18 protein-coding genes are annotated in these 15,719 nt (G+C 71.8%); 11 read left to right on the plus strand and 7 right to left on the minus strand.

Going from position 1 to position 15,719, the window contains the following annotated elements:
- The first annotated feature begins 12 nt into the window (after window positions 1-12).
- Both ABZ079_RS33020 and ABZ079_RS33025 read left to right on the plus strand, forming a co-directional pair.
- On the plus strand, window positions 13-1,743 hold the full coding sequence (locus ABZ079_RS33020; protein ID WP_356943137.1) for a D-aminoacylase: 1,731 nt from the start codon (window positions 13-15) through the stop codon (window positions 1,741-1,743).
- Window positions 1,740-3,191: an aldehyde dehydrogenase family protein gene (locus ABZ079_RS33025; RefSeq protein ID WP_356943138.1), complete on the plus strand. Its 1,452-nt coding sequence runs from the start codon at window positions 1,740-1,742 to the stop codon at window positions 3,189-3,191. The genes ABZ079_RS33020 and ABZ079_RS33025 overlap by 4 nt, the downstream gene beginning before the upstream one ends.
- 88 nt (window positions 3,192-3,279) lie before the next feature.
- Here the strand turns inward: ABZ079_RS33025 and ABZ079_RS33030 are convergent, their stop codons facing one another.
- Window positions 3,280-3,471 (minus strand): hypothetical protein, encoded by a 192-nt coding sequence (locus tag ABZ079_RS33030; RefSeq protein WP_356943195.1) that lies wholly within the window; start codon window positions 3,469-3,471, stop codon window positions 3,280-3,282.
- Between the two features lie 19 nt (window positions 3,472-3,490).
- On the minus strand, window positions 3,491-3,886 hold the full coding sequence (locus ABZ079_RS33035; protein ID WP_356943193.1) for a nitroreductase/quinone reductase family protein: 396 nt from the start codon (window positions 3,884-3,886) through the stop codon (window positions 3,491-3,493).
- A gap of 151 nt (window positions 3,887-4,037) precedes the next feature.
- On the opposite strand from ABZ079_RS33035, the gene ABZ079_RS33040 reads away from it, so the two are divergent.
- Genes ABZ079_RS33040 through ABZ079_RS33065 form a run of 6 tightly spaced genes read left to right on the plus strand, consistent with a single transcriptional unit; the run spans window position 4,038 to window position 7,951 of the window.
- Window positions 4,038-4,412, plus strand: coding sequence for a hypothetical protein (locus ABZ079_RS33040; RefSeq protein ID WP_356943139.1), 375 nt, complete (start codon window positions 4,038-4,040; stop codon window positions 4,410-4,412).
- Between the two features lie 14 nt (window positions 4,413-4,426).
- Window positions 4,427-6,013, plus strand: coding sequence for a peptidoglycan-binding protein (locus ABZ079_RS33045; protein WP_356943140.1), 1,587 nt, complete (start codon window positions 4,427-4,429; stop codon window positions 6,011-6,013).
- A gap of 2 nt (window positions 6,014-6,015) precedes the next feature.
- Window positions 6,016-6,537 carry a protease inhibitor I42 family protein gene (locus tag ABZ079_RS33050; protein ID WP_356943141.1) on the plus strand — a complete coding sequence of 174 codons (522 nt, stop codon included), beginning with the start codon at window positions 6,016-6,018 and terminating at the stop codon, window positions 6,535-6,537.
- A 22-nt stretch (window positions 6,538-6,559) separates the two neighbouring features.
- The gene (locus ABZ079_RS33055) at window positions 6,560-6,967 is read left to right on the plus strand and encodes a hypothetical protein (protein ID WP_356943142.1); all 408 of its coding nucleotides are present in this window, start codon (window positions 6,560-6,562) and stop codon (window positions 6,965-6,967) included.
- Window positions 6,964-7,533, plus strand: a complete 570-nt coding sequence (locus ABZ079_RS33060; RefSeq protein ID WP_356943143.1) for a protease inhibitor I42 family protein — start codon at window positions 6,964-6,966, stop codon at window positions 7,531-7,533. The genes ABZ079_RS33055 and ABZ079_RS33060 overlap by 4 nt, the downstream gene beginning before the upstream one ends.
- A 22-nt stretch (window positions 7,534-7,555) precedes the next feature.
- The gene (locus ABZ079_RS33065) at window positions 7,556-7,951 is read left to right on the plus strand and encodes a hypothetical protein (protein WP_356943144.1); all 396 of its coding nucleotides are present in this window, start codon (window positions 7,556-7,558) and stop codon (window positions 7,949-7,951) included.
- Window positions 7,952-8,166: 215 nt separating this feature from the next.
- Here ABZ079_RS33065 and ABZ079_RS33070 read toward each other — a convergent pair whose 3' ends face one another.
- Window positions 8,167-8,727, minus strand: a complete 561-nt coding sequence (locus ABZ079_RS33070) for a hypothetical protein (protein ID WP_356943145.1) — start codon at window positions 8,725-8,727, stop codon at window positions 8,167-8,169.
- Window positions 8,728-8,833: 106 nt separating this feature from the next.
- Here ABZ079_RS33070 and ABZ079_RS33075 point away from each other — a divergent pair, with 106 nt between their 5' ends.
- Window positions 8,834-9,346, plus strand: coding sequence for a PadR family transcriptional regulator (locus ABZ079_RS33075; protein WP_356943146.1), 513 nt, complete (start codon window positions 8,834-8,836; stop codon window positions 9,344-9,346).
- On the opposite strand, the gene ABZ079_RS33080 is transcribed toward ABZ079_RS33075, so the two are convergent.
- Window positions 9,339-10,733 (minus strand): CehA/McbA family metallohydrolase, encoded by a 1,395-nt coding sequence (locus ABZ079_RS33080; protein WP_356943147.1) that lies wholly within the window; start codon window positions 10,731-10,733, stop codon window positions 9,339-9,341. The genes ABZ079_RS33075 and ABZ079_RS33080 overlap by 8 nt on opposite strands.
- Before the next feature lie 214 nt (window positions 10,734-10,947).
- Between ABZ079_RS33080 and ABZ079_RS33085 the strand changes: the two genes are divergently transcribed.
- Window positions 10,948-13,533 (plus strand): bifunctional FO biosynthesis protein CofGH, encoded by a 2,586-nt coding sequence (locus ABZ079_RS33085; protein WP_356943148.1) that lies wholly within the window; start codon window positions 10,948-10,950, stop codon window positions 13,531-13,533.
- 58 nt (window positions 13,534-13,591) lie between these two features.
- Window positions 13,592-14,152: a hypothetical protein gene (locus tag ABZ079_RS33090; RefSeq protein WP_356943149.1), complete on the plus strand. Its 561-nt coding sequence runs from the start codon at window positions 13,592-13,594 to the stop codon at window positions 14,150-14,152.
- Here ABZ079_RS33090 and ABZ079_RS33095 read toward each other — a convergent pair.
- From ABZ079_RS33095 to ABZ079_RS33105, 3 genes are read right to left on the minus strand one after another with little or no spacing between them, the layout of a single operon-like run.
- On the minus strand, window positions 14,149-14,655 hold the full coding sequence (locus tag ABZ079_RS33095) for a DUF2165 domain-containing protein (protein WP_356943194.1): 507 nt from the start codon (window positions 14,653-14,655) through the stop codon (window positions 14,149-14,151). The genes ABZ079_RS33090 and ABZ079_RS33095 overlap by 4 nt on opposite strands.
- A gap of 37 nt (window positions 14,656-14,692) precedes the next feature.
- Window positions 14,693-14,881, minus strand: coding sequence for a DUF397 domain-containing protein (locus ABZ079_RS33100; RefSeq protein WP_356943150.1), 189 nt, complete (start codon window positions 14,879-14,881; stop codon window positions 14,693-14,695).
- Entirely contained in the window at window positions 14,878-15,690 is an 813-nt protein-coding gene (locus ABZ079_RS33105; protein ID WP_356943151.1) for a helix-turn-helix transcriptional regulator, read from the minus strand. Before ABZ079_RS33105 ends, ABZ079_RS33100 begins: the two co-directional genes overlap by 4 nt.
- Window positions 15,691-15,719: the final 29 nt, after the last annotated feature.

A 15,719-nucleotide genomic window follows, 5' to 3' on the forward strand; every position in this document is an offset into this window, starting at 1 on the left:
GAAGGAGGCCCCGTGCTTGATCACGTCATCAAGGGTGCGACCGTCGTGGACGGGACGGGCGCCCCCGCGTTCACCGCGGACGTCGGCATACGCGACGGCCGTATCGCCGGCATCGGCCAGGTCACCGAAGGCTCCCGCACCACCGAGGACGCCACCGGCCTCGTCCTCACCCCCGGCTTCGTCGACCCCCACACCCACTACGACGCCCAGCTCTTCTGGGACCCGTACGCCACTCCTTCCCTCAATCACGGGGTGACGACCGTGGCCGCCGGGAACTGCGGCTTCACCCTCGCGCCCCTGAACCCCTCCCGCCCGGAGGACGCCGACTACACCCGTCGGATGATGTCCAGGGTGGAGGGGATGTCCCTGGTCGCACTGGAGGAGGGAGCACCCTGGAGCTGGCACTCCTTCGGGGAGTACCTGGATGCCCTCGAGGGGCGGATCGCCGTCAACGCCGGGTTCATGGTGGGGCACTGTGCACTGCGGCGGTACGTGATGGGTCCGGACGCGGTCGGCGGGCAGCCGAGTGGGGAGCAGCTCCGGCGGATGCTCCGGCTGCTGCACGAGGCCATGGACGCCGGCGCCTGGGGGCTGTCCACCACCCAGTCCAGCACCCACTCCGACGGCGACGGGCAGCCGGTCGCCTCCCGGCATGCCCGGCCGGCGGAGCTGCTGGCGCTCTCGCAGGCCGTCGGCGAGCACGAGGGCACGCAGATCGAGGCGATCGTCGCCGGCTGCCTGGACCAGTTCAGCGATGCCGAGATCGACCTGCTGGTGGAGCTGAGCGCGGTCGCCGGGCGGCCACTGAACTGGAACGTCCTCACCATCGACGCGGCCGTGCCGGAGCGCGTGCCCCGGCAGCTGAGCGTGAGTGAGCGGGCCCGGAAGGCGGGTGGCCGGGTGGTGGCCCTCACCATGCCGATCCTCACCCCGATGAACATGTCCCTGGGCACGTTCTGCGCCCTGAACCTCATCCCGGGGTGGGGGCCCGTCCTCGGGCTGCCCGTTCCGGAGCGCATCGCCAGACTCCGTGATCCGGGCGTCAGGGAAGAGATGCTGCGGCGGGCCGGGTCGAAGGAGGCGGGCGTCTTCCGGCGGCTCGCGGACTTCGGCCGGTACGTCATCGGCGACACCTACAGCGAGGCCAACCGCGGGCTGACCGGCCGGGTCGTGCGGGACATCGCGGCCGAACGCGGACAGGACCCGTTCGACTGCCTGGTGGAGATCTGCACCCACGACGAGCTGCGTACGGTGCTGTGGCCGATGCCGAGCGACAACGACCCCGCCTCCTGGGCGCTGCGTGCCGAGACCTGGCAGCACGAGGACGTCCTGCTGGGCGGTTCGGACGCGGGCGCCCACCTGGACCGGATGTGTGGTGCGCCGTACACGACCCGGTTCCTCGGGGACTGCCTGCGCGGCCGGGGGCTGGTCGGTCTGGAGCAGGCGGTGAGGATGCTGACCGACGACCCGGCGCGGCTCTTCGGGCTGCGTGAACGGGGGCGGGTGAAGGAAGGCTGGCATGCCGACCTGGTGCTGTTCGACCCGGAGCGCATCGACGCGGGCCGGGCTCGCCTGGTGCACGATCTGCCGGGCGGCAGCCCCCGGCTGGACTCCAGGGCGCTGGGGGTGCGGGCCGTGTGGATCAACGGGGCCGAGGCGATCCGGGACGACGTGGTGACCGGGGCCGTACCGGGCAAGGTGCTGCGGTCCGGGCGGGACACGCGGACGGTGAGCACGCGGTGAGCGAGGGGCAGAGGCTGTTCGTCGGCGGGGAGTGGGTCGAGCCGGCCGGCGGGCACTACCCGGTGACCGACCCGGCCACCGAGGGACTGGTCGGCTGGGCGCCGGAGGCCTCGCCGGAGCAGGTGCGGGCGGCCTGCGCGGCGGCCAGGGAGGCGTTCGGGGCGTGGTCGCGGACCCGGCCGGAGGAGCGGGCGGCGGTGCTGGGGCGGGCCGCGGAGATCATCCGCGGTTCCCTGGAGCCGTACGCCGACCTGGCCCGCGCCGAGACCGGGGCGACGGCCGGGACGGCCCGCGCGATGCAGGTCGGGGTGGCCGCCGCCCGCTTCCGCCGGTACGCGACGGTCGAGCCCGCCGAGTGGGCCATACCCCCGCAGATCAACGAGGCGGGCCCGATGGGCAAGGCGGGCGTCATGGGCGCGCTCGCGGTACGGCAGCCCGTCGGGGTCGTCACCTGCGTCACCTCCTACAACAACCCGTGGGCCAACCCGGCCGGCAAGGTCGCCCCGGCCCTGGCCATGGGCAACACGGTGGTGGTGAAGCCCGCCCCGCAGGACCCCCTCTCCGTCTACCGGATGGCGGAGGCGCTGGAGGCGGCCGGGGCGCCGCCGGGCGTGGTGAACGTCGTCTCGGGGCGGGACGTGGCGGTGGGCGAGGCGGCGGTGGCCTCCGGCGACGTCGACATGGTCAGCTTCACCGGCTCCACGGCCGTCGGCCGGCGCATCGCCGAGGTGTGCGGGCGGGACATGAAACGCCAGTTGATGGAGCTGGGCGGGAAGGGGGCGGCCGTTGTCTTCGAGGACGCCGACCTCGGCTCGGCCGTCGCCGGCATCGGCACCACCTTCTCCTTCTACAGCGGGCAGATCTGCACCGCCCCGACCCGGGTGCTGGCCCAGCGGGGGGTGTACGACCGGCTGGTGGAAGAACTGGCCTCCTGTGCACGGCGGTCGAAGGTCGGTGACCCGAGGGAGCCGGACACCGTGGTGGGGCCGGTGATCTCGGACGAGCACCGGACGCGCGTGGAGTCGTACGTCGAACTCGGGCGGAAGGAGGGCGCCGTGGTCGTGGCCGGGGGTGAACGGCCGTCGCAGGAGCGCGGCTTCTATGTCCGGCCCACCGTCCTCGCCGACTGCGGCAACGACATGAGGGTGGCCCGGGAGGAGATCTTCGGGCCGGTCGTGGTGGTCATCCCGTTCGAGGACGAGGAGGAGGGGGTGGCCCTCGCCAACGACTCCGAGTACGGGCTCATCGACTACGTCTGGTCCGGTGACGTGGCCCGCGCCTTCCGGGTGGCGCGGCGGTTGCGGGCCGGCGGGGTCGGGGTGAACACCGTCGGCCGCAACATGGAGGCCCCGTTCGGCGGGTTCAAGAAGAGCGGGGTCGGCCGGGACGTGGGCTCCTACGCCCTGCACGCCTACAGCGAGGTGCAGGCGATCGTGTGGCCCGGCTGACCGGCGGCCGGGGTGGTGAAGAACGACGCCGGATGCCGGGGGTCCGCCGAGCAGACGAACAGGCCCGCGTGGCTGCCCCGGCCGACGCTCATGCCGACCGCTCGCGCGAGGGGTCCCCGGCCTGGTGCTCGGCTCCCGGCAAGGGGCCGCCGATGTGGCTGTCGCGGGCGCCGGGCACGCCGGGGCGCGGATGCAGCCGGACGGCCGGGCGGGCATGGGGCAGCAACTCCGGGAAGTCGCGGGCCGGTTCGACGGCGGACGGGGCGGTGGTGAGCTTCACGCCCGCGGTTTTCCCGGGCTCAGTCCTCCAGGTCCACCCGCACCGTCAGCAGGTCGGTGCCGAACGCCCGTACCACCGCGCTGTTGAAGCGGGGCAGGGTGCGCAGCCGGGCCAGGGCGTCGTCGTGGGGGAGGAGGTGGGCGGTGCCCTGGTGCCAGCGGCCGGCGATGCGGACCCGGACCCGCGGGTCGGCCTGGATGTTGCGCACGTACTGGGACCTGAGGCCGAACTCCGAGACCAGCCAGAAGGAGTCGCCGGCCCGGCGTCCGCCGACCGGCGTCCGCCGGGGCAGGCCGGATGTGCGTCCGGTGGTCTCCAGAAGGGTCTGGAAGGGCAGCCGGCGGTTGAGCGGATTGGCGAGGTGGCGCTGGAAGCGGGTCACGAGGCGGTGCTTGAGATCGGTGCGGCCTGACATCATCTTTCCTGCTCTCTCGAATACCGTGTCTGCCGCATCTCGCGTGGATGCTGTGGCAGCCGTGTAGGGGGCTTGTGCGGCGCGAACGGATGCGCGAACGACGCGTGTTAGCCTCCTCCGCGGTCGTGATCTATTGCAACGGGGGAGCCTGATGGGCGCGTCTTCGGACGGTTACACGGTCAAGTCCGGAGTGTCCGGACAAGCCAAGGAACTGGACGGCGCGGGCAAAGACGCGGGGAAGATCCGCAAGGCGATCCAGCCCGCCCTCTGCTACATGGACGACGCGCTCGGCGGGCCGGACGCCGCCGCGGCGTTCAACGCGTATGCCGCCGCCTGGGAGACGGAGGCCAGGACGCTGGAGTCGGCGTTGCATGAACTGGCCGACAAGGTGCGGCTGGCCAAAGGGGCGTACGCCGGCAGCGACGGCCTCGTCGACACGAGCGTCCGCAGCGTGCCCGCCGGCGACGGCTACCTCACCACGATGCCCGCCTATGCCACCCGCCCGTCGGCGCTGGCCGGTTACTGAGGGGGCGGCGCACGATGACGGAGTCCACGGGCGACCGCCGCAAGCGGCTGGGCGAGCTGCATCACAGCATTTCCACGGCCGGCAGCAAGAACGATCTGATCGACGCGATCGAGGACGCGCTCGGCGTGTCCGCCCCGGTGGGCGACCCGGCCACCTTGGAGGGGCTGGGCAAGACGTACCGCCGCCAGATCGACGACGTGGGCCGGCTGGGGGAGCGGGTCGGCAAAGTGGCCCGCAAGGGCCTGCCCGATGTGTGGGCGGGTGACACCAGCGTCCTCGCCTCCGACGCGGTGGCCGCGGCCGGGCGCGAAACGACGCGGATGTCGGACGCGTTCGAAGGCGGCGGCAAGGCCCTGATCAGGCTGGCCGACTCGATCAAGGACGCCCAGAAGCAGGACGGTGACGGGCGGGCCAAACTGCGCGAGGCCCGCACCATGCTCGGCGGCAAGGACGGCTTCTTCGACGACTGGCACGAGGACGACGACGAGGAGGCCGAGCGGCTGAAGGCCCGCTCGGTCGCCTCCGCGGGCGCCGACCTGCTGCACAAGGCCGCGATCACCGCCGACGACGCCGCCCGCGCCGCGGCCCGGGACCTCAACAAGTGGGCCTCACAGGCGCGGGCCGGGAAGCTGGACGGCGCCGACGGGCTCACCGCCGTCGACCGGCTGGCGCTGGCCGACACCAGCAACGTCGACGGCGACCCCGAGATGAACGAGATCCTCAGCGCCAACGACCTGGAACGCTCCAGCCGCGCCATGGACCGTCTCTCGGCCGCCGACCGGGGCCGCATGGACCAGCTGATGGCGAACGCCTCCACCCCGCAGGAGAAGGCGTACATCCTGAAGGCCCTCGCCTCCGGCCACGACGTGAACGAGGTCGAGAAGTTCGCCGGGAAGATCCACGGCAAGGATCCGGCGTGGCTGGAGGACCACCTGGCGCCGATCACCACGCAGACCGACAGCATGGTCAACGAGGGCAAGAACAGCGACGGCTCCAACCGCAACAAGGACGACCAGACGTTCCGCTCCCAGGGCTGGACCCAGGGCGGCAACGGCCGGGAGAGTACCTGCGTCGCTTCGTCCACCGTCACCGCCCGCGCCATGGTGGACCCCGTCTACGCCCTCTCGCTCACCGGTGGGCCCAGCGGGCAGGAGGACGACCCCGCGGCCTTCCGGCGGCGCCTGGTGGACGAACAGCACCGGGTGCACGTGGAGGGCGACGGCGGCGACAACTGGACCGGCATGGACCTCGAGGGCAAGACCGAGGTCGTCAACAAGGAGATCAGCCCGCAGACCGGCAGCAAGTACGAGTTGCGCGAGGTCCGCGACGCGGACGCGCGGCGCAACGTCCTGCCGGACATCGAGAAGGCGGTGGCGGAGGGCAAGCCGGTGCCCATCGGCGTCGAGGGCTACAACGCCAAGGGCGAGCGGTCCGGCCACGCCATGACGATCATCGGGCAGGAGGGCGACAAGCTGGAGATCTACAACCCGTGGGGTACGACCACCTGGGTCAGCGAGGACGACTTCATCAACGGTGGCATGGCCAAGGCCAGCAACAACTCGATGCCCAACGCCTACGCCGTGCACATCCCCCAGGACTGACCATGACGAAACGTGCACCACTGATCGGCTCGGCCGCCCTGGCCTGCCTGCTCGCCCTCACCGGATGCGGCGGGAGCGAGGGGGCCGCTGCCGACTACGGCGTCAAGGACCGGGCCATCACCGTCGAGCCGGGCAAGAGGTTCTCCCTCACCGTCCCGGCGTCCCCGGGCCTGGGCGAGCACTGGTACCTCACCGACCCGAAGCCGGACGCGGACGTGGTGAAGTACCGGGGCGAGCGGGAGGACTGGAAGGGGGGCAGCGACGCCGACGGCGGCACCCAGGGCACCCAGTCCTTCGACTTCACCGCCGTCGCGAAGGGCAAGGCCGCGGTACGGCTGCTGTACTGCCCGGCGAACACCTGCCACGGCCCCACCGACACGGCGAGCCCGTACCCCACCGGCACCGCCGCCTCGTCCCCCACCCCCGACGGCACGGTGTCCCCGTCGCTGTCTCCGTACCCCACCGCGACCGGCGCCCCGGGCGCGCAGGCCGGCTTCTACGTCTTCACGATCACCGTCCGCTGACCGGACCGGAACCGAGGCCCTCATGCCCCCCGCCCCCGAAAGCCGTACCGACGACGAGGTCCTGGCCGACACCGACGTCGCCGTCCTGCTCCGCTACGGCCTGACCCAGGACGCTTTCCGTACCGCCCTGTTCGGTGACGGCGCCGTGGCGGCCGCCGTCACCCTCGACCGGCTGGGCGTACTGCCCCGCTCGGTGGTGTTCGTCGCCGAGATCGTCCGGTCCGGCGGCCTGGCGTACGCGGCCGGGCTGCCCGAGTCGTTGCCGTCCCCGGAGCCGGCCGCCGTGCTGCGCGACTGGCTGAGCGGTGCCGCGCAGACCGCCACCACCCCGGAGGCCGAAAGCCGGGCCGCCCGCTGGCTGGAAGCTGTCGCCGAGATCATCGCCCTGCGCCGCGCCACCCGGGACCCGGAAACCAGCGACCCGTCATGACTTCACGTGCACCACTGATCGGCTCGGCCGCCCTCGCCTGCCTGCTCACCCTCACCGGCTGCGGCATGGAGGGCGGTACCAGCGGTACCGCGGGAACCGGTGCCACCGGTACACCGAGCAAGACCGCCGAACCCGGCCCGGGCCAAGCCAGCGCCGAGTACGGCACCGAGGACCGGGCCATCACCGTCGAGCCGGGCAAGAGGTTCTCCCTCACCGTTCCGTCGGCCGCGACCCTGGGCCAGCACTGGTACCTCGCCGACCCGAAGCCGGACGCGGCCGTGGTGAGGTACCGGGGCGACCGGGAGACCGGTGACGGCAGCGGCACCGCCGGCGGCACCGGCGGCACCCGGTCCTTCGACTTCACCGCCCTGGCGAAGGGCAGGGCCACGGTACGGCTGCTGTACTGCCCGCTGTACACGTGCACCGGCCCCCGCCCCGGCGACCGGTCCACCCTGCGCCCCACCCCCGACGGCACGGTGTCCCCGTCGCTGTCTCCGTACCCCACCGCGACCGGCACCCCGGGCGCGCAGGCCGGCTTCTACGTCTTCACGATCACCGTCCGCTGACCGGACCGGAACCGAGGCCCTCATGCCCCCCGCCCCCGAAAGCCGTACCGACGACGAGGTCCTGGCCGACACCGACGTCGCCGTCCTGCTCCGCTACGGCCTGACCCAGGACGCTTTCCGTACCGCCCTGTTCGGTGACGGCGCCGTGGCGGCCGCCGTCACCCTCGACCGGCTGGGCGTACTGCCCCGCTCGGTGGTGTTCGTCGCCGAGATCGTCCGGTCCGGCGGCCTGGCGTACGCGGCCGGGCTGCCCGAGTCGTTGCCGTCCCCGGAGCCGGCCGCCGTGCTGCGCGACTGGCTGAGCGGTGCCGCGCAGACCGCCACCACCCCGGAGGCCGAAAGCCGGGCCGCCCGCTGGCTGGAAGCTGTCGCCGAGATCATCGCCCTGCGCCGCGCCACCCGGGAGAACCACCCCTAGGCATCCCGGTCGGCCTCCCGTTGCGGTGGAAGCCGGACGGCACCCGGGCCGGCAGGTGGACCCCTCGGCGACCGGGGCGGTGCCGGCCGGGTTCGGGCCGCTGCGCAGGTACCAGCCGGTCAGCTCGGGCGGGATCGTGCCGGTCACCGGCACGTCGTGCGCGGTGAGTTCCCCGGTGACCGGGGCGTGGTTGCCGGAGAGGTGCCGCATGGTGGTCATCGGGCCACTTGCGCGGCCTTCGCCTGGACGTGGGCGACGTAGCGGACGGTGAAGACCATCGGGACGGCGAAACCGGCGATCTGGACGAGTGTCGCGGGGGCCGAGTGGCCGTGCCCGGCGCGGGCGACCAGGGCGAGGACGACGGCGGTCAGGGCGAAGGCGGCGGTCCATACGGCGGTGATGACCACGTTGGTCCGGATGAACGGCTTGAGGCCCCACAGCTCGCGCGGAGTGGTGCGCTTGGCGATGCCCAGCGTGAACGGCCGGCCGATGGCCAGCGAGACCCCGGCGACCACGGCGAGGGTGCCGGAGGAGAGGGCCGCGGAGTAGTCGTGCACGCCCGAGTGCGGGTCGGCGAAGGCGACGGCGGCGAGCACGGCGAAGAAGACCGCCGAGCCGGACTCGGCGATGAGAGCGTCGAACCCGCTGCCGGACCGCTTTTCCCGGGCGATGATCCCCACGGCCACCATCAGGGCGATGAGCGCGCCCCACTGCCAGTCGTCCGAGGGGATGACGGCGAAGACGATCCACGGCAAGAACGTGCGCAGGTACGACATGGGGTCCCCCGAGTGGTCTGAGTGTCGCGTCGAGTTCCTCTTTCGACATGTCAAAACTAGAAGGTCGGCTCACGACATGTCAATAGTGGAATGTAGAGTGGGTGGCATGAGCCTCAGACACGCACTGCTCGGTCTGCTGGCCGAGCGTCCCGCCAGCGGCTACGACCTGCTGAAGACGTTCGAGACCTCGCTGGCCAACGTCTGGCCGGCGAACCAGAGCCAGATCTACACCGAGCTGACCAAGCTGGCGGGTACCGGCCTGATCACGGTGGCCGCCGAGGGCCCGCGTGGCCGCAAGGAGTACGCCCTCACCGACGAGGGCCTGGCCGAGCTGCGTCACTGGCTGACCGAGACCCGGCCCCAGCGCAACACACGCAGCGACATCCTGCTGCGCGTCTTCTTCCTCGGGGTGCTGCCGCCCGAGGAGGCGCGCGGTTATCTGACCCACCTGATCGAGATGTCCCAGGACGGATACGAGCAGTTGCGGCAACTCGTCGACTCCATCGACTGGGACGACGACAACCTCTCGGTCTACGGCCGGATCGCCCTGGAGTACGGCCTGCGCTTCAACGCGATGCGGCGGGAGTGGGCCGAGTGGGCGGCGGAGCGGATCACGTAGCGCCGAGGAACACCGGGTTGGTGAACGCCGCCATCGCCCCCGGCACCGGTCCCAGTGCCGTCTCGTGCCGCAACTCGGCGCGCACATACGCCGCGTGGGCCGCGGTCGTACGCCACTCCACGACGCCCGCGCCCGCCACCGGCAGCGGACCGCCGGTGAACGGCACGCCTTGGTCGGTGACGAAGCGGACCGTGCAGCGCGGAGCCCCCGAGGCCTCCAGGCGGACCGTCACCGGCGCGTCGGCGGGGGCCGCCAGCCGCTCGCCGATGCCCGCCTGTCCGCCGCCGTCGGTGGTCACGGTGAAGGTCAGGGAGACGGTCCTCGACTCGGCCACGTACGAGCGGCCCGCCCGCAGGCCTTCCAGGATCGCCTCCCGGGTCAGATCGTCGGCCAGGACGACCGTCTGGGGGTGGCCGACCGCATCCGGGTCGCGATGGGCGTCGCTGGCGCCCATCGCCGGAAGCCACGCCCTGTCCTCGCGTACCGGGGCGACGAGCAGGCCGTCCCAGGCGGCCAGGGCCATCTCGTCGTCGGGCGTCCACAGCCCGTTCCACACCTCGACCGCGTCCGCCTCGGCGAACCCGAACTTCCATGCGCACCCGAGGCAGTCGGCGTACGGATGGGCCGGTACGACCAGACCCCCGGCGCGGCGGACCTCCCGGGCGAGGTGGGCCCAGTGGTGGTCCCGGGCCCGGTGGCGCCAGTCGACGAAGGTGCCCGGCTCGGTGCCGACGGCCAGGACGTGGCCGTTCCTGGTGGTGACCTCCTCGCCGAGCAGCACCAGCAGATCCTCCCCCGCCGCCTCGGCCCAATGGGCATGCGCGGCAACGGTGTTGTGGTCGGAGCTGTTGATGAAGTCGAGCCCGGCCGCACGCGCCCGCGCAGCGATCCCGTCCGGACTCCGGCGGCCGTCGGAGTGCCAGGAGTGCAGATGGCAGTCGCCCCGGTACCAGTCCCGGCCCCGGCCCCGGGCGCGCGGCGGCGGGTACACCGGCTGAGGGACCTCGCCGCCGGGCTCCCCCTCCGTCAGCGTGACCGTCACCTCGTACGACAGCCCCTGCGGCGCCACGGTGTACGGCCCGAGCGCGATGTGCCAGGTGCCGGGGTTCAGCGGCCCGGGGAGATAGCCGGGCGTCGCCTCGTCCGCCCGCACGAAGAACTCCGTACGGGCACCCCCGGACCACCCCCGGAACCCACGCCCGCCCAGCCCGGTGCCGCGCTCGTCGAAGAGCCCGATGTCGAGCGCGTTGCCGGGGGTGCCGCGCGGGACGGGGGGCTTGTCGTAGGTGTAGGAGACCTTCAACTCGGCGGTTCCGGGCGGGACGTCGAAGGGCAGGTACACATAGTCCGGTGAGCCCGGTGGCAGGGTGCCGCGGATCGTTGCCACCCCTCCAACGTAAGCCGGCCGAGAGGCGCGGGGAACCGCGCGACCGGCCACCGCGACCCGCACCCGCCGGCGACGACCGGCCGGCCCCGCCATCGCGCTTGCGGCCCTCGCGTTCGCCCGGGCGGCGGCCGTCACCGAGAGCCCTGGCCCGCCGGGAGCCTCCTGGGCAGGGCGGAGCCCTCGTCGCTGATCACGCCGAACGTATGCTCAAGGGATGACGACATCCGCGACCTCCGGAACCGGGCCGACCGAGAACTCGATGCGTCGCGCGCTCAAGCGCGCCCGGGACGGCGTCGCCCTGGACGTCAGCGAAGCGGCGGTGCTGCTCCAGGCCCGTGGCGAGGCCCTCAGCGACCTCGCCGCGTCCGCCGCCCGGGTGCGGGACGCGGGCCTTGAGGCGGCGGGCAGGCCCGGCGTCATCACCTACTCCAAGAGCGTCTTCATCCCCCTCACCCGGCTGTGCCGGGACAAGTGCCATTACTGCACGTTCGTCACCGTCCCCGGCAAGCTGCGCCGGGCGGGCCACGGGATGTTCATGTCCCCCGACGAGGTGCTCGACATCGCCCGCAAGGGCGCCGCTCTCGGCTGCAAGGAAGCCCTGATCACCCTCGGGGACAAGCCCGAGGACCGCTGGCCGGAGGCGCGGGAGTGGCTGGACGCGCACGGCTACGACGACACCATCGCCTACGTCCGCGCCGTCTCCATCCGCATCCTGGAGGAGACGGGCCTGCTGCCCCACCTCAACCCGGGCGTGCTGACCTGGACGGACTTCCAGCGTCTGAAGCCGGTCGCCCCGTCCATGGGCATGATGCTGGAGACGACCGCGACCCGGCTCTGGTCCGAGCCCGGCGGCCCGCACCACGGCTCCCCGGACAAGGAACCGGCCGTACGCCTGCGGGTGCTGGAGGACGCGGGCCGCTCCTCCGTCCCCTTCACCTCCGGCCTCCTCATCGGCATCGGCGAGACGTACGAGGAGCGCGCGGAGTCCCTCTTCGCCCTCCGCAAGGTCTCCCGCGCCTACCACGGCATCCAGGAACTGATCATCCAGAACTTCCGTGCCAAGCCGGACACGGCGATGCGCGGCATGCCGGACGCCGAACTGGACGACCTGGTCGCCACGGTGGCCGTGGCCCGGCACATCATGGGACCTTCGGCGTGTCTGCAGGCACCGCCCAACCTGGTCGACAGAGAGTACGAGCGGCTGATCGGCGCCGGCATCGACGACTGGGGCGGGGTCTCGCCGCTGACCATCGACCACGTCAACCCCGAGCGCCCCTGGCCGCAGATCGAGGAGCTGGCGGCGAAGTCGGCGGCAGCGGGCTTCGAACTGCGCGAACGCCTCTGCGTCTACCCGGACTTCGTCCGTCGCGGCGAGCCCTGGCTGGACCCGCGCCTGCGCCCGCACGTGAGCGCGCTGGCCGACCCGGAGACGGGCCTGGCCCGCGCCGAGGCGCTCCCGGAAGGCCTGCCGTGGCAGGAGCCGGAGGAGTCCTTCCTGCCGACCGGCCGCACGGACCTGCACCGCACGATCGACACCGAGGGCCGCACCACCGACCGGCGTGACGACTTCGACGAGGTGTACGGCGACTGGGAGGCCCTGCGCGAGGCGGCCGTCCCCGGCATGGCACCGGAGCGCATCGACACGGACGTACGGCAGGCCCTGCGCACCGCGGCCGACGACCCGACGAAGCTGTCGGACGCCGAGGCGCTGGCCCTCCTGCACGCGGACGGCCCGGCGCTGGACGCGCTGTGCAAGGTGGCCGACGACGTGCGCAGGTCGGCGGTCGGCGACGACGTCACCTACATCGTCACCCGCAACATCAATTTCACCAACGTCTGCTACACCGGCTGCCGCTTCTGCGCCTTCGCCCAGCGCCGCACGGACGCCGACGCCTACACGCTCTCTCTGGATCAGGTGGCGGACCGCGCCCAGCAGGCGTGGGACGTGGGCGCGGTCGAGGTCTGCATGCAGGGCGGCATCCACCCCGACCTGCCGGGCACGGCGTACTTCGACATCGCGAAGGCGGTCAAGGAGCGCGTCCCCGACATGCACGTCCACGCCTTCTCGCCGATGGAGGTGGTGAACGGCGCGACCAGGACGGGCATGTCCCTGCGTGAATGGCTGACCGCGGCGAAGGAGGCCGGCCTGGACTCCATCCCCGGTACGGCGGCGGAGATCCTGGACGACGAGGTCCGCTGGGTGCTGACCAAGGGCAAGCTGCCCACGGCCACCTGGATCGAGGTGATCAGGACGGCACACGAGCTGGGCATCCGCTCGTCCTCGACGATGATGTACGGCCACGTGGACCAGCCCCGCCACTGGCTCGGCCACCTGCGCACGCTCGCCGGGATCCAGCGCGAGACGGGCGGCTTCACGGAGTTCGTGACGCTCCCGTTCATCCACACGAACGCGCCGGTGTACCTGGCGGGGATCGCCCGCCCGGGTCCGACGACGAGGGACAACCGCGCGGTCACGGCGATGGCGCGGCTCCTGCTGCACCCCTGGATCCCGAACATCCAGACGAGCTGGGTCAAACTGGGCATGGAGGGGGCGGCGGAGATGCTCCGCTCCGGCGCGAACGACCTCGGCGGAACCCTGATGGAGGAGACGATCTCCCGCATGGCGGGCTCCTCCTACGGCTCCTACAAGTCGATCCGCGACCTGGTCGCGGTGGCCGAGGCGGCCGGCCGCCCGGCGAGGCCGCGCACCACGCTCTACGGCGAGGTCCCCGAGGAGCGGCAGCGGGCCGCCGAGGCGTCCGACGGGCACCTGCCGGATCTGCTGCCGGTCCTGGACTGAGTACGATGATCCGACCCCCGATCCCGTAGGGGCCCCGTAGCGGAGGAGATGCGTACCCGTGGCTGCCCGACTGCCCTCGTGGGCCTGGGTCACCGGTCTGACGGCGGGAGCGACCGCGGCCGTGATCGCCCTCGCCGTCCAGGCGGACCACGGGCCGCAACCCACGGCCGCGGTCAAGCCGCGTCCGCCGGCGTCGGCGGGCGCCCACGCGCCCGCGACACCGAGGACACCGTCGGCGCCCGCCCTGCCGGACGAGTCAGGGACGGGCCGCCGGATCGTCTACTCGCTCGGCGAGAAGCGGATCTGGCTGGTCGACGCCACCGGCAGGGCGGCCCGCACGTTCACGGTGTGGCCGGGCACGGTGAGCCCGCGGCCGGGCCACTACTCGATCACCCTGCGCACCCAGTCCCTCAAGGGCTCGGACGGCGTCGAGATCGAGCACATCATGTACTTCACCAAGGTGCAGGGCGTGAACATAGCCTTCTCCAACGCCCTCGACGGCACCTCGCCGCCGCCCGCGAACGGCAAGAAGCTGGGCGGCATCCGCCTCCACAAGGAGGACGGAGCCGCACTGTGGTCCTTCGGCGACCAGGGCACCAAGGTGGCGGTGGTCGACTAGGCGTCGTGCCGCCCGCCGCCCGGCAACTGGTTGACGATCAACGCGACCCCGCTGAGCAGGAACACCCGGGTGGCGGCGTCCAGCCCGTTCCACGTCTTCGACTGCCACATAGCGAACCACTCGCCGCCGATCGCGATGAACCCGGCACCGAAGAGCAGCAGCATCATCAGCAGTCCGTAGGTGGAGACGCGCCGGGCGAGGTCGTGCCTGCGCCGCGCCCAGAGCCAGGTGCCCCACATCAGCACGAGTGCCGCCGCCGTCTCCCACACGATGATCAGGACGTAGGCGGTGTCCTCGAGGGCGGTACTCGTGATGGCCCGCCACATCAGGTCGTCGTCCTTGAACGTCGTGTCCATCGCCAGTACATGCCGTACGAACTGCTGGTTCGTCCCGAAGTCGGTGATGTTCCCGAGGGCGACCAGGGCGATGTAGAGGGCGAGTATGCCGGTGAGCACACCGGCGGCAAGTCTGAGGCCGGCATGGGGGGTGGTGGTGGTGGGCATGGTCATGACCGGGATTCTCGCCGATCGCCCCCGCCCATCAGGCAGATTCGGCCACGAAGACCACGAACTCCGTCCATGACGTGCCGCCGACGGTCACTCGGACGCCGTCCCGGTGCTTGGAGTCGCGGATGTGGATGGTGGCGGGGGTTATGGCTACTTCGACGCAGTCGGGCCCGTCAGCGCTGCTGTAGCTGCTCTTGAACCACGTCAGGGTGGAGGTGGTCATGCGTCTTCTCCCAGCACTTGCTCGATGAACACCATCGACTCCCGGGGCGAGAGAGCCTGCGACCGGATCATTCCATAGCGCATTTCGAGGATCTGTACTTCCCGGGGGTCGCTGATCACTCGGCTGTGCAACTGAACTTCCAAGTGCCCCAGTGTCTTACCGCTCTTGAGTTTCAGCAGTCGGATGGGGCCGCTCAGACCCGCGTGGTCCTCCCGGTCGGTGGGCATGACCTGGATCTCCACGTGAGGCAACCGCGACACTTCCAAGAGGTGTTCAAGCTGGCGCCGCAGTACGGCCCGCCCACCGACGGGCCTCCGCAGCGTCGCCTCCTCCTGGACGAACGTGATCTGCGGGCGCGGGACCCTGTCGAAGACCGACTTTCGTGCCATGCGTGCTGCGACGTGCCGGTCAATCTCGTCCTCGGTGTACGCCGGGCGCCGCAGGGCGTACACCGCCTGGGCGTATTCAGCTGTCTGTAGCAGGCCGTGGATGTGGTAGCTGACGTAAGCCCCCATCTCCACCGACTCATCCTCGAGCTTCTTCAAGTCCCGGACGTTCTTCGGGTACCGAGCCTTCTCCACGTCCTCCCTCATCACGGACAACTTCCCGCCCGCCCCGAGCACTTCATCGGCCTTGTGCAGGAAGTCCGGCTTGGGGATCCGCCGCCCGCGCTCCACCGACGACACCATCTCGGCGCCGTACCCGATGGCCGCCCCGAGTTCCGCCTGCTTCAGTCCGGCGGACTCCCGCCACAACTTGATCTGCCGACCGACCGCCCTGACAACGGCCTCGGCCTCCTCGTCCTCCACCTTCGCCCTCCCGTCGTACAAGCCGGACG

Origin of the sequence: Streptomyces sp. NPDC006314, from assembly GCF_040613075.1 — a bacterium.
In the GTDB taxonomy this organism is placed as follows: Bacteria; Actinomycetota; Actinomycetes; order Streptomycetales; family Streptomycetaceae; genus Streptomyces.

Coding starts and splice junctions, on each gene's coding strand:
- ABZ079_RS33075 (WP_356943146.1), top strand. CDS start 8,834: ATGAGCCTCAGACACGCACTGCTCGGTCTGCTGGCCGAGCGTCCCGCC.
- ABZ079_RS33095 (WP_356943194.1), bottom strand. CDS start 14,655: ATGCCCACCACCACCACCCCCCATGCCGGCCTCAGACTTGCCGCCGGT.
- ABZ079_RS33035 (WP_356943193.1), bottom strand. CDS start 3,886: ATGTCAGGCCGCACCGATCTCAAGCACCGCCTCGTGACCCGCTTCCAG.
- ABZ079_RS33085 (WP_356943148.1), top strand. CDS start 10,948: ATGACGACATCCGCGACCTCCGGAACCGGGCCGACCGAGAACTCGATG.
- ABZ079_RS33100 (WP_356943150.1), bottom strand. CDS start 14,881: ATGACCACCTCCACCCTGACGTGGTTCAAGAGCAGCTACAGCAGCGCT.
- ABZ079_RS33060 (WP_356943143.1), top strand. CDS start 6,964: ATGACTTCACGTGCACCACTGATCGGCTCGGCCGCCCTCGCCTGCCTG.
- ABZ079_RS33055 (WP_356943142.1), top strand. CDS start 6,560: ATGCCCCCCGCCCCCGAAAGCCGTACCGACGACGAGGTCCTGGCCGAC.
- ABZ079_RS33040 (WP_356943139.1), top strand. CDS start 4,038: ATGGGCGCGTCTTCGGACGGTTACACGGTCAAGTCCGGAGTGTCCGGA.
- ABZ079_RS33070 (WP_356943145.1), bottom strand. CDS start 8,727: ATGTCGTACCTGCGCACGTTCTTGCCGTGGATCGTCTTCGCCGTCATC.
- ABZ079_RS33045 (WP_356943140.1), top strand. CDS start 4,427: ATGACGGAGTCCACGGGCGACCGCCGCAAGCGGCTGGGCGAGCTGCAT.
- ABZ079_RS33065 (WP_356943144.1), top strand. CDS start 7,556: ATGCCCCCCGCCCCCGAAAGCCGTACCGACGACGAGGTCCTGGCCGAC.
- ABZ079_RS33050 (WP_356943141.1), top strand. CDS start 6,016: ATGACGAAACGTGCACCACTGATCGGCTCGGCCGCCCTGGCCTGCCTG.